The sequence below is a fragment of the Actinomadura roseirufa genome (assembly GCF_900659635.1).
GTDB lineage: Bacteria > Actinomycetota > Actinomycetes > Streptosporangiales > Streptosporangiaceae > Spirillospora > Spirillospora roseirufa.
On sequence record NZ_CAACVB010000236.1, the window covers coordinates 1 to 11,493 of the forward strand.

Below are 11,493 nucleotides of genomic sequence, written 5' to 3' on the forward strand. Positions count from 1 at the left end.
CAACCCGTCTACCAGGAGCTTCGCTACGTCATGAGCCGAACTGGCAACCTGCGATCACGCTGTGATCAGAAGGCATCCACCAAGGATGAAAAAGCTTCACTGGATGCCGCTCACCAGCAACTCGGCGGGCCGATCGTCGTCGTGTGGGACAACCTCAACACCCACCGCTCGGTCCGAATGCGCCGCTACCTGGCCGCCCGGGACTGGCTCATCGTCTTCTACCTGCCGCCCCACGCTCCTGAACTCAACCCCGTCGAGGGCGTGTGGTCACACCTGAAACGGTCCCTGGCCAACCTCACCAAACACACCATCGACCAGCTCATGCAGCTGATCAAGACCCGCCTGAAACGCATCCAGCATCGGCCCGCACTGCTCAACAGCCTCCTCGCCCACACCCACCTGCAAAGCAGTAACCCCAGCTATTGAAGCTCTCTAGCGGATGACGATTCTCTCCGTTCCTATGTCAGATGGGTCCAGTCCAATATCGCATTCTGGCGAGAAGATTATCGGGGTGCGGCCGAGATCGCGCAAGCCGGACAGTCGGTCGCTCATAGCGGCACCGCGATGCTTCGGCTGGCCAGTCAAGAAGCGCGTTCGTGGGCCGCGGCCGGCGACGCGCGATTCTCCGGAGCGATGGCCGCGGCTCTGGACGCGCGTGATCGTGTGGTTGAGGATGAAGCTGAGATCGGCGTTTTTCGCTTCAGTCCTGGGAAAGCCGCATACTACGCAAGCGAAGCCTATTGTGAAGTGGGTGCTGCCGAGGACGGGCTCCGTCGATCTGAGCATCTCGCCCAGGCTCGTCAGCAGGCGAGCGAGGCCCTTGGGCTTCTGAGCGCTGATCCCTGCGAGCAGGGAAGCGAACTTCGCGCTGCTGCCGTTTCCGACCTGGCCGCGGCTTATCTGGCCGACGGGCAGCTGGATGGCTTCCTTGAGCAGCTTGACGAGGTACTGCGTCTGCCGCCTGAGCATCGAACGGTACCGGTGATCCGTCGTGTCGATCGCATAGCCGGCCAGTTGGAGGCCAACCCCAGCACGGCCGTCGGCGAGGACGTTCGGGATCGCATCGCACTGTTCAGTGCGCATCCAGCCATCGCCCCTGAACTCCCGGCCGCAGACGTATAGGGTCGGCCTCGGAGGTTGACATGGCCATACAGGTATCGGTGTGTGGTCCTCGCGACTGCACTGACGAGGATCAGCGCAACGCTCGTGAGATCGGCCGCCTTCTCGCTGAGCGAGACGCGGTGGTCATCTGTGGAGGCTACACCGGAGTAATGGCCGAGGTTGCTGCTGGTGCATCTGCCGTCGGCGGAACGGTTGTCGGTATCCTTTCGCGCTCTGACCGTGAAAACGCCAACCCGGATCTGACGATCACTATCCCGACGGGAGTCGGCGAGGCTCGAAACAACATCATCATCAACTCAGGTGATGCGGTGATCGTCATTGGCGGATCATGGGGAACCCTATCTGAACTTGCGCTCGCCATGCGTCGTGGTGGTGTGCCCGTCATACAGCTCGGCGGATGGCAGCTTCTGAAGAAGGACGGGAGTCCGGTTCCCGGTGTTCAACTGGCCAGCACTCCGCAGGAGGCCCTAGAACTTACTGGCCTGTGGACATGATCATGCCGCACAAGAATCAGCTACTGCGAGAGGTCTTGCTCGCAACCGTCAGGCCATGTGCCGGGGCGAACGAATGGTTGAGGTAACGCGTTGGGTGAGTTAGGCGAAGCCCCGTCTCGCGGCTCGGTGGCGTTCCGGCGGTTCGATGCCGAGGGTGCTCGCGCTCAGCGTGATGTCGTCTCCCGCATCCACCGTGACGCCTATGCCGACGTCATTGCCACCGGCGAGCAGTTCGCGAGCGACGAGGCTTTCATGACTCGCTTCGACGCCTACACCGCGCGGGCCGGCCTGGAGTTGGTCATTGCCTATGAGGGGCGTGATGCGGCCGCGTTGCCGATCGCGCAGGCGTGGGGATGGCCGCTCAGCCTGCGGACCGCGTGGTGGGACGGTCTGATCGAGCAGCCGGACGCGACCTTCACCGACGAGGACGGCACCCGCACCTTCGCTCTGTCGGAGATCATGGTCAGCCGCGCCTGGACCGGCCGGGGTGTTGCCCACGCCCTTCACGACGAACTCCTTGCGCCTCGCACCGAGGAGCGCGCCACCCTGCTGGTGCGACCCGACAATCCTGCCTACGCCATTTACTCCCGCTGGGGCTGGCGCAAGGCCGCGCGACTACGGCCAGGTTGGCCGGGAGCGCCACTGTTCGACGTGCTGATGCTGTCGCTGCCTCTCGGGTCAGCGCCCTCCCTCAAGGGGTGACCATGCGGGGCGGTTCAGGGGCCTGCCGCGCCCCAGCAACTCAGCGGTCATCTCCTGCGGACTGGTGGTTCCTGGAAGAGCGACCGCGTCCCCCTCGGCCTCGGCTGAGAGGAGCCCTGTGACATCCGCCGGACGCTGTTGCAGAGAACCTCGTGAGGGTGGTCGATGATGAAGTTGGCCGGGCTCGCTTCCTTCGACAAGCGTGTGGTTCGCGCGTCCCGGACACTGCTGGAGCACCAAGGGTTCGACGGCGGCTGGGGGCTGACGCTGTCGTCGGTGTCATCGATCGTGAACACCAGTGAGGTTCTGGCGGTCCTGCGTGGTGCAGGGGTAGGCGGCACGCCGGTCCGTGACGCTCTGGCCTATCTGGCGGGGGCGGTCGAGGAGCACTGCCGTCCGCGCCAGAAGGGTGGCCGCGGAGAGAACACCCGGTTTGTGTGCTTCGGCCTGAACGGGTTGCTGCACTACCCGGAGTTCTTCACCCAGCCAGAGGTCACCGACACCGCGATCTGGTGCGTTGATTGGCTGGAGCGGCACCAGATCGGGCACGGCTGGCCTGAGGTCGCCGGGATCGACGACGCCTCGTTGCACCAGACGGCCTTGGCGGTGCTGGCGCTGTCACGGCTGCGCGACACCTTGCGTGTCCTCGGCCCGGAGCTGGCGTTACCGGGTGGAGCCGACACCGGAGCCTTGGCCACTCGCGTCGAGCCGCTGATCGGTCACGGACTGGCCGGGCTGCTCTATCACCGCCGCTCCAGCGGGGCCTGGGGGTGGCGGACCTACGTCGACACTGCGCCGAGCCCGAGCAAGACCGCACTATGCCTGATGGCGGTCGCCGCCGCGAGCGGCCACCGCCCTTCCATCGAAACGGTGATCCGGGACGAGCCTCACGAGGTCGGTGGGGTGCACGGCCGGCCGAGCGCGTTGCGCCCCTCGCAGATCGTCGCCGAGGCCGGGCAGTGGCTGCTGCACAACCACTACAGGTGGGAGACCTTCGTCGAGAACGACCAGGACGTGCAGGGCACCGCCTGGGAGCACATGGCCTACGCGCTCGGAGTACAGGGTGTGCTCCGCGCCGGCGGTAACCCCTACGACCGCAGGCTTGCCTCAGCTTGGCGGTTGATGAACGAGCTCTGGGACGACGAAGCCGGCCTCTGGAACGAACCGGGTGCCTCAGGACGGCGGGCGACCATCCGAGCTGCCTATTACACCGTCACCGCCTACCAGGCAGCTCAGCAGCGTATTGCCCGCCTGAGCATGGCCGATACGAACCCCGACACCGGCGCAGACGCCGAGCTGGGAGGCGCCCCGGTCGAACTCCGCGAAGTCTCTTTCGTGGCCGCCAGCAGGCAGATCATGATGACCATTAGTGAAGCCTCGGCGACGTGCCTGGTGTCGCAGCGGCTGTTCGACCTGGCGTTCCTGCTTCACCAGACCCCGAACGGTCTGGCCGTTGCGCGGATCGCCGCAACGTTGCACATCGCGCCGTCCTCGGTGCCCAAGTACGTCCAGCGACTGAACAAAGCAGTCGCCGAGGCCTTCGGCGGAGCCGGTGTCAGGCTCGTCGTCTCCTGCCAGGTCGAGGACGGCAATGCCTCGGCCAGCGGCTACGCCCTCGCCGTCCGTTAGGCGCGTTCGCTTTTGATCGGGTAGTTGTGCAGTGCGTGTTGGGCTAGTGATCGGACCTGCTCGAAGGTTGGCAGGTCGTCCAGGTCGCCTGGGGTGAACCACTGGGCGTCGTGGACCTCATCGAGCTGGGCCCGCAACTCCTGATCCTGCGCGAGTCGGCGGACGTAGAAGAACTGGACGACCGCCGGCACGGCGAACCCCTCACGCTCCAGGTCGACGTAGAAGGGGACGGGCTCGGGAGTCGCGTTGGCGTCGGGAGGATGGATGACCGGCTGGGCGGACAACGCTTCGACCAGCAGGCCGGTCTCTTCCTTGAACTCCCGGACCGCGGTCTCGGCGAAGGTCTCGCCCGGCTCGATATGCCCGCCCGGTGGTACCCACTTGCCGAAACGGTTGTGGTGCACCAGCAGGACCCGGCCGCGTTCAACCAGATAACCCGAGCAAATGAGGACGAAGCCGCTGTCCTTGGTGACCTCGTCGTCGCGGATGAGGATCGAACGTCGAACCACGCCGCCACGATAGCCGACCGATCATGATCAACCGGCGGGTTCGGGCGCTCGGATTCCGGATGACATGTCATCGGAGCAGCACTGACAGGTCATTTGTCATGACATCGAAATGTCATCCGAGACTCGTCGGCCAGAGGCCGAGAGTGAAGGCATGGACGCAAGCGCCTTCCACAGGAGTCACGCCGTCACCGATGCTGGAACCGCCGCTCGGGCGGGATACGACGAGCGGATCTCCCGCACGTTCCAAACGGTCGTGCTTCAGCCGACGAGCCTGTGCAATCTCGACTGCGCCTACTGTTACCTGCCCGGCCGCAAGCAACGCTACGAACTGCTGCCGAAGGTGGCCGAAGCGGTCGCGGCCTCGATCGCCGAGCAAGGCAACCAGACGCCCGACAGGCCGGTCGACGTGGTCTGGCACGGCGGCGAGCCCACCGCCCTCCCCATCGCCAGGTTCCTCGAACAGCTCCAGCCGTTCGAGGTGCTGCGGGAGGCCGGGCGGGTCCGCCACGCGATCCAGACGAACGCGACCCTGATCGACCAGCGGTGGTGCGAGCTGTTCCGCGACTACAGCTTTGAGATCGGGGTCAGCATCGACGGACCGGCGGCCTCGAACATGGACCGGGTCGACCGGTCCGGCAGACCCGCCTTCCAACGGATCATGCGCGGCATTAACACCCTGCGTGACCACGACATCCCCTTCAGCGTGATCTGCGTCGTCTCTCCGCAGACGATCACCGCCGCCGGCGACCTTCTGGCGTTCTTCGAGGAGCTCGGCTGCACCCGCGTCGGGTTCAACATCGAGGAGTTCGAGGGACTCAACACCCGCGCACCCGTTGACGACCAGGCCGCCAAGGTCTTCTGGCGCGACATCTTGGACCATCAGGCCGGACGCCGCCCCGCAGCTCGGCTGCGCATCCGAGAGATCGATCAACTCGCCGCCTACCTGACCCAAACCCGTGACGGCCGGAAGGAGGAATGGACCAAGGCCAAACACGACCCGATACCCACCATCGCCTGGAACGGGGACACCGTCCTGATGTCCCCCGAACTGCTGGGCATCGATGCGCCCGAGCACCACGACTTCGTCGTCGGCAACGTGCTCGAACAGTCGCTGCCCACCATGCTGCGCCGCGCACACACCGTCGGCTACATCCGCGAACTGCTCCGCGGTCTTGACGGCTGCCAGGACGGATGCCCGTTCTGGGACTTCTGTCGCGGCGCCCACGCCGGCAACCGGTACTTCGAGCACGGCACCTTCGCCGCGACCGAGACCGCCCACTGCCGCAACACCCGGCAAGCCCTCGTCACAGCGTTCGCCACCACCATCAAGGAGTGAACACGATGCCCGTCCTACGCATGCTGGAGACCACCACCGACACTACGGTGGAGAAGTTCCTCGCCGAGGTGACCGCTGCCGCTCCCGACGTGGAGCCCGGTGGCTTCGACAACCGTCCCACCTGGGACAACTGGAACAAGCGCTAGCCCGACGTCAATCCGGACGCACCCCGACCACGGCCACGGCCAGGGTGCGTCCGAGACATCCGGAAGGGACCTGGCATGGACATCCGCCGCATCCGGGAGGCGAAGATCCTGCTGCCCTCCGACGACCCCGACCACCTCACCCCGGCCGAGCAACCACCAGCCCGCGGCGACATTATCGATCTTCGCGTCCAAGACGCCGACTGGTCACGACTCCAGGCCGAAGGACGCGCCATCTCCGGGTGCCATCTGACGAACGTGCTCCTGGCCGATACGCACGTGAGCGACACCCGGATCAGCAACACTCTGTTCGACGCCTGTGATCTCGCCTCGGCGCGCTGGGCGAGCCTCAAGGTCGACCGGTGCGTGTTCCGCGGCAGCCGCCTCATCGGCCTTCAGGCCGCCGGTATCACTCTGGCCGACGTCATCTTCGAGCACTGCCGCCTCGACTACGCGACTCTCACTGGCTTGAACGCCACCGGCTCGGTTGCCTTCGTCGACTGTACGCTCCGTGAGACCGCTGTCCTCGACTCCCACCTCAATGCCGCGGTCTTCGCTGACTGCCCGATGCCCGGCGCCCAGTTCGTCCGCACCACTATGCGTGGCGCAGACCTCCGCGGCAGCACCCTCACCACGCTCACCGGCGCGACCAGCCTGGCCGGCGCCACCATCGACGAGAGCCAGGTCCCCCAGCTCACCGAAGCCCTGCTGGCCGACCTCCAGATTCACGTCGAGCATTGACCCGCTGATCATGATCGAGGTCGGGCACTGCACCTGGGTTGGCTGGGCGTGCCCTCTCGTTTCCGCATCTGTCAGAGCAGTCGTCGGCTGAGGGTTCGAGCGGCAAATCTCGCGGCGCGCCGTCCGGTCGATGGCGATGGCGGTCATTCACGTGCAGTATGGAGCGCAAACACGCTGACTTGTAGCTATGCAGCGTTAGACGTCCTAAGAGAGGAGCGTGCATGACCGGACACTGGTGGATCCTGGAGGACGCATCTCATGGACGAACGAGGCACACCCACCGATGAGGACACCGCGCTGCTCGCTGGGGAGCTGCATGAGCGTGTTCGTGCGCTGAACTCTCTCACCAAGGGGGCGCCGGGCCTGACGCAGCCAGGCACTGCTTACACAGTTCTGGCGAACCTGGCTCAGACTGCATTCCGTCTCGCGCAGACGGCCGAGCAGGTCGACAAGTTCCTCGACGCCGAGCTCGCTGCCGGTCGGCTCGGGAATGACCGTGGCGAGGATCCGGTGCCGACGGTACTTCGGGCACATGACGCGTTGGCGCTGGCGGCGGAACATGCGCAAGACCTCGGAGAGTCCTTCCGGCGTGCTGGGGGAGCGCTTGTGTCGATTCATGCCCGGGACGTGGACGAGGACCCGAAGCTGCGAAGCGCCGTAGCCCCCGCGCCGTTTCTAGGCGCCGAGGCCGACCCCACTCCTGGGCCCGAGGTCGCGGGCACGGACTTCCCGACGCCGATCGAGGCGGCACTCCCCAAACCTGACCAGCCTGAACCGGGCACGCCGAACCGCGGAGCCAGACAGAAGCCTCCACGGCCGCGCCGCGAGATCTGATCGACCGCCGAACGGCCTGCTCAGATGTTCCGAGGCACTGATGGCCGGGCTTCGCGCGGGCCCTCCAGTCCAGAGGTTACGCGCCAGACGCAGGAGCGCGGGCGGCGGTGGTCGGTGCGCGGCTCGCGGCATGCCTTCGGCGTCGGGCGAGTGGGAGGGGGCGCGGTACTCGTCAGCTTCGAGAGCGGCGCTGCCCTCTTCGGTGCCTTTGCCCGAAGCTCGGCCTCCTGTTCGGAGGGCTGCACCGGCGCAGGGCAAGAAATGGAAATCGTGCACTTATGGCCGCCGGACCGGGCGCGGTCCGGCGAGGCGGGCGGGATCGGGCGCGATCCTGGAGGGGGAGATGAGTGGTCGATGAGGAAGCGCGAGTCTCTGCTGTCGGGCGAAGGAACCGAAGGACGCACCGGACGCCGCGACGGGGGAGGTCGGTGCGGTTCTCGCTGTCGGACGAGGAGTACGCGTTAGTTCTTGTGGCGGCGGACCGCGAGCGGCTAGCGACCGGAGCCTTTGCGGCTCAGGCGACGTTGGCCGCAGCTCGCGGTCAAGTTCGTCCGGAGCAGGTTGCGTTGCGGGAGTCCTTGGCCACGGTGATGCACGCTGCGGGGCAGGTCCATCGGATCGGCATCAACCTCAATCAGGCTGTGGCCGCGCTGCATTGCGGGGAGGTGACGCCTCGGCTTGCGTTGTATGCCGATGCTGCCGCGCGGGCCGTCCAGCGGCTGGACGACCTGGCCGACGAGCTACGTCAGCGCCTCCCCTGATTCCCCGGGGCAGGGCTGGTTGATCGGGAAGGTACTGCGCGGCAAGCGGGTGCAGGGGTTGATCCGCTACTTGTACGGGCCCGGACGGCACGGAGAACATCGCGACCCGCATATCGTGGCCGGATTCCGCAGCCCGGCCGACCTCGAACCGAGTATGACGACAGACGGGAGCCGGGACTTTCGGCGCCTGGACGGCTTGCTCACGCAGCCACTGGCTTTGCTCGGCGACCGCAACTATCACAAGCCCGTGTGGCATCTGTCGGTGCGCTCGGCGCCTGATGACCCGGTACTGACCGATCAGCAGTGGGCCGAGATCGCCGGCGAGATGATGAGCCGTACCGGACTGGCACCGGACGGAGATCTCGACGCCGTCCGATGGATCGCGGTTCGTCACGCCCACGACCATGTCCACATCGTGGCCACGCTGGCGCGCACCGACGGCACCCGTCCGGAGGTATGGAACGACGGCTACCGCGTTCGTGACGCCTGCCGCGCGGTCGAGGAGCGATACGGCCTGCGGCGGACGGCACCGGCGGACCGGACGGCGTCCCGGCGCCCCAAGCGCGGCGAGCAAGAGAAGGCTATGCGCGTGGGTCGTGACGAACCGGTCCGCAGCACGTTGCGTCGCCGCGTCGCCACCGCGGCCGCCGGAGCCCGGACTGAGGACGAGTTCTTCACGGCCCTGCGCGAGGACGGGGTGCTCGTCCGCCTGCGGTTCAGTGCACGGACCGCCGGTCAGGTCACTGGTTACGCCGTTGCCCTCCCCGATGACCTGGCTCCGTCCGGTGGTCCGATCTGGTTCGGCGGCGGCAAGTTAGCCGGCGACCTGACTCTTCCCTCACTCCGGCGGCGTTGGACTCCTCGGCCAGTGTCTCGTTCGTTGTCCGGACAGAACTTGTCCGCGCGGACGATCCGTGCCGTGCTGCGGACGACCGTCCGCCGCGTTGCGGACGAAGCCCAGACTGTGGACGACTTCCTCCGTCGGCTCGGAGAGGAGGGCTTCCTCGTCAGGTCCCGGTTCAGCCAAACCCGGCCCGACCAAGTCACCGGCTATGCCGTCGCCCTACCCGACGATCAAGGCGGAGACGAGGGAGCGGTCTGGTTCTCCGGCGGACGCCTCGCCGATGACCTGACCTTGCCTCGTCTGTGTCGGCGTTGGTCGACAACGTCTGCGGGTAAGTCAAGCTCTGCCTCGACGGATGATGGGCTCACTGCGGAGGAGCGCCAGGCGTTCTACGACGATGCGGCCCGCGCCGCTGCGTTCGCCACGGCTCAGATCCGTCGACACATGGCAACCGCTCCGCATGCTGCCCAGGACGCCTGCTGGGCGGCTTCGGACGTGCTGCACGTGGCGGCCAAGGCTACTGGAAATCGCCATCTCCGCAGGGCTGCCGACTCCTACGAGCGAGCTGCTCGTGCGCCGTGGGGCCGGATTACCAGACCCAGCCCCGCCGGGAACACGTTGCGGGGCGCGGCTCGGCTGCTGAAGCTCGCAGGAGCACACGATCGGAACACTCTGTCCATCTTGCTGCTGGTCTCTCACCTGCTCGCTCTGCTGGACACGGTCGCGAATCTTCGCCAACTTCAGCAGCGACAAGCGCAGGCCGAAGCGGCTCGTCGCGCGGCGCGACATCTCAGCCCCCTTGTGGCTGGCCCCGATCGTCATCGCGCGCCCTGGTTGGGTTCCGCGGCCGAAGTGCCTTCGTCGTTCCAGCCGGCTCAGCATGACTTCCCAGCCCCCTGGGCGCCGGCGCCCTTCGGCGGTGGCGCACCGCCGCAGCCGAGGACAACGCCTGCGCGACCTCGGACCGTGAAGCACTCGCCTCCGCGCTGAGTTCGGCGCTGCCCAGGTAGGATCCGTGGTTCTGTTCGCGTCCACCAGCAACGTTTCTCGATGAGATTCGTCGACGCCCGCTGTCGTCACCGTTGCGTGTCGATGAGATGCGGCAACACCCGCGCGGAGTTCACAGCCGAGAGCCGTGCGGCTCCTGGCCCGCGAGGAGGACCGGAAGGGCCAACAGCGGCTGGATGGCTGTTCGAAGCTGGTCCAGGAGGGATGTCCGCGGGGGTGACGCGCGCCCAGTGGGTCTGATCGCCGGGCGCGCGTCACGGCTTGGCTGCTCAGACCTGTGCCATGCCGCCGTCGGCGAAGAGTTCGACACCGGTGATGAAGCTGGAGGCGTCGCTGGAGAGGAACGCCACGGCCTTGCCCATCTCGCGGGGGTCGGCGATCCGCCCGGTCGGGTTGCCCTCGCCCATCTTCTGGACCGCGGCGGCAACCGCGCCGGCGCCCTGCGCCATGCCGAGGGCGCGCCGCAGGGACTCGGTGTCCACGGCGCCGGGGCTGAGGACGTTCATGCGGATGCCGGTGCCCTTGATGTCCTGGATCCAGGACCGGACGAAGGCGCGTACTGCGGCCTTGGCGCCGCCGTACAGGCCCATGCCGGCCGGGGGCTGGATGGAGGCGGTCGAGCCGATGATGACGACCGTGCCGCCGGGCGGTAGCAGCGGAATCGCCGGCTGGACGGTGAAAAGGACGCCCTTGGCGTTGACGTTGAAGGTCTGGTCGAACTGCTCCTCGGTGATCGCGCCGAGCGGGGCGTGCGCGCCCATGCCGGCGTTGGCCACGACCGCGTCGAGGTGCCCGTGGCGCGCGATGACCTCCTGGTAGGCCGCCTCCATGTCCGCGAGCCTGGTGACGTCGGCCATGATGCCCGAGGAGTTCGGGCCGATTGCGGCGACCGCCTGTTCCAGCGGCTTCTGCTGCAGGTCGGTGATGACCACGTGGGCCCCCTGGTCTGCTAACTCCTGGGCGATCCCCAGGCCGACACCGGACGCGCCGCCGGTGACCACGGCGACCTTGCCTTCGAGCGGGAGGCTCATCGATATCTCCTCTGATTTTGTTGGCCCGCACTGTGCGGACAACGATGGCGCGTGCCCTCCACTCATAAGAGGTCGTTTCATTTGGTGAGGCGGCGGTGGCAGATGAGGGCGGCGGCGATGCCGACGAAGGCCAGGAAGTGCTCGGGCTTGCGTTCGTAGCGGCGGTGCAGACGGCGGCAGCCGGCCAGCCAGGAGACGGTGCGCTCGACCACCCAGCGGTGGCGGCCCAGCCGTTGCGAGGACTCGACGCCACGGCGGGCGATGCGTGCCACGATGCCGCGCGAGCGTAGCCAGCGGCGCAGGTGCCGATAGTCATAGCCCTTGTCACCGTGCAGCTTG

General features: G+C 66.9%; 14 protein-coding genes. 10 read left to right on the forward strand and 4 right to left on the reverse strand.

Going from position 1 to position 11,493, the window contains the following annotated elements:
* Positions 1–426, forward strand: a 426-nt coding sequence (locus E1291_RS32860) for a transposase (RefSeq protein ID WP_207401064.1), incomplete at its 5' end; no start/stop codon positions are given.
* A 6-nt stretch (positions 427–432) separates the two neighbouring features.
* Here the strand turns inward: E1291_RS32860 and E1291_RS32865 are convergent.
* Positions 433–1,083, reverse strand: a complete 651-nt coding sequence (locus E1291_RS32865; protein WP_131741970.1) for a hypothetical protein — start codon at positions 1,081–1,083, stop codon at positions 433–435.
* Positions 1,084–1,142: 59 nt separating this feature from the next.
* On the opposite strand from E1291_RS32865, the gene E1291_RS32870 reads away from it, so the two are divergent.
* From E1291_RS32870 to E1291_RS32880, 3 genes are all read left to right on the forward strand, one after another.
* Entirely contained in the window at positions 1,143–1,616 is a 474-nt protein-coding gene (locus E1291_RS32870; protein ID WP_131741971.1) for a TIGR00725 family protein, read from the forward strand.
* 126 nt (positions 1,617–1,742) lie between these two features.
* Complete coding sequence (locus E1291_RS32875; RefSeq protein WP_207401065.1) at positions 1,743–2,318, forward strand: GNAT family N-acetyltransferase; 576 nt, start codon at positions 1,743–1,745, stop codon at positions 2,316–2,318.
* 165 nt (positions 2,319–2,483) lie between these two features.
* A complete protein-coding gene (locus E1291_RS32880; RefSeq protein ID WP_131741973.1) occupies positions 2,484–3,947 on the forward strand; it encodes a prenyltransferase/squalene oxidase repeat-containing protein in 1,464 nt (487 codons plus the stop codon).
* Here the strand turns inward: E1291_RS32880 and E1291_RS32885 are convergent.
* The gene (locus E1291_RS32885; RefSeq protein ID WP_131741974.1) at positions 3,944–4,456 is read right to left on the reverse strand and encodes an NUDIX hydrolase; all 513 of its coding nucleotides are present in this window, start codon (positions 4,454–4,456) and stop codon (positions 3,944–3,946) included. The two genes, E1291_RS32880 and E1291_RS32885, sit on opposite strands and share 4 nt — an antisense overlap.
* A 151-nt stretch (positions 4,457–4,607) precedes the next feature.
* Between E1291_RS32885 and amcB the strand changes: the two genes are divergently transcribed.
* The 6 genes from amcB to E1291_RS32910 all read left to right on the forward strand — a co-directional run bounded on the left by amcB (position 4,608) and on the right by E1291_RS32910 (position 10,105).
* Positions 4,608–5,792 (forward strand): cyclophane-forming radical SAM peptide maturase AmcB, encoded by a 1,185-nt coding sequence (gene amcB, locus E1291_RS32890; protein ID WP_131741975.1) that lies wholly within the window; start codon positions 4,608–4,610, stop codon positions 5,790–5,792.
* Positions 5,793–5,797: 5 nt separating this feature from the next.
* Positions 5,798–5,938 (forward strand): hypothetical protein, encoded by a 141-nt coding sequence (locus E1291_RS42460; RefSeq protein ID WP_165495393.1) that lies wholly within the window; start codon positions 5,798–5,800, stop codon positions 5,936–5,938.
* A 75-nt stretch (positions 5,939–6,013) separates the two neighbouring features.
* Positions 6,014–6,676 (forward strand): pentapeptide repeat-containing protein, encoded by a 663-nt coding sequence (locus E1291_RS32895; protein ID WP_131741976.1) that lies wholly within the window; start codon positions 6,014–6,016, stop codon positions 6,674–6,676.
* 258 nt (positions 6,677–6,934) lie between these two features.
* Positions 6,935–7,510, forward strand: a complete 576-nt coding sequence (locus E1291_RS32900; protein WP_131741977.1) for a hypothetical protein — start codon at positions 6,935–6,937, stop codon at positions 7,508–7,510.
* A gap of 428 nt (positions 7,511–7,938) precedes the next feature.
* Positions 7,939–8,271: a hypothetical protein gene (locus tag E1291_RS32905; RefSeq protein WP_131741978.1), complete on the forward strand. Its 333-nt coding sequence runs from the start codon at positions 7,939–7,941 to the stop codon at positions 8,269–8,271.
* Positions 8,198–10,105 (forward strand): relaxase/mobilization nuclease domain-containing protein, encoded by a 1,908-nt coding sequence (locus E1291_RS32910; protein WP_131741979.1) that lies wholly within the window; start codon positions 8,198–8,200, stop codon positions 10,103–10,105. The genes E1291_RS32905 and E1291_RS32910 overlap by 74 nt, the downstream gene beginning before the upstream one ends.
* A gap of 287 nt (positions 10,106–10,392) precedes the next feature.
* Here the strand turns inward: E1291_RS32910 and E1291_RS32915 are convergent, their stop codons facing one another.
* On the reverse strand, positions 10,393–11,154 hold the full coding sequence (locus E1291_RS32915; RefSeq protein WP_131741980.1) for an SDR family NAD(P)-dependent oxidoreductase: 762 nt from the start codon (positions 11,152–11,154) through the stop codon (positions 10,393–10,395).
* A gap of 77 nt (positions 11,155–11,231) precedes the next feature.
* A partial coding sequence (locus E1291_RS32920) for a transposase (RefSeq protein WP_165495394.1) occupies positions 11,232–11,493 on the reverse strand: 262 nt, incomplete at its 5' end.

Coding starts and splice junctions, on each gene's coding strand:
- E1291_RS32865 (WP_131741970.1), bottom strand. CDS start 1,083: ATGCGCACTGAACAGTGCGATGCGATCCCGAACGTCCTCGCCGACGGC.
- E1291_RS32870 (WP_131741971.1), top strand. CDS start 1,143: ATGGCCATACAGGTATCGGTGTGTGGTCCTCGCGACTGCACTGACGAG.
- E1291_RS32880 (WP_131741973.1), top strand. CDS start 2,484: ATGATGAAGTTGGCCGGGCTCGCTTCCTTCGACAAGCGTGTGGTTCGC.
- amcB (WP_131741975.1), top strand. CDS start 4,608: ATGGACGCAAGCGCCTTCCACAGGAGTCACGCCGTCACCGATGCTGGA.
- E1291_RS42460 (WP_165495393.1), top strand. CDS start 5,798: ATGCCCGTCCTACGCATGCTGGAGACCACCACCGACACTACGGTGGAG.
- E1291_RS32895 (WP_131741976.1), top strand. CDS start 6,014: ATGGACATCCGCCGCATCCGGGAGGCGAAGATCCTGCTGCCCTCCGAC.
- E1291_RS32900 (WP_131741977.1), top strand. CDS start 6,935: ATGGACGAACGAGGCACACCCACCGATGAGGACACCGCGCTGCTCGCT.
- E1291_RS32910 (WP_131741979.1), top strand. CDS start 8,198: ATGCCGATGCTGCCGCGCGGGCCGTCCAGCGGCTGGACGACCTGGCCG.
- E1291_RS32915 (WP_131741980.1), bottom strand. CDS start 11,154: ATGAGCCTCCCGCTCGAAGGCAAGGTCGCCGTGGTCACCGGCGGCGCG.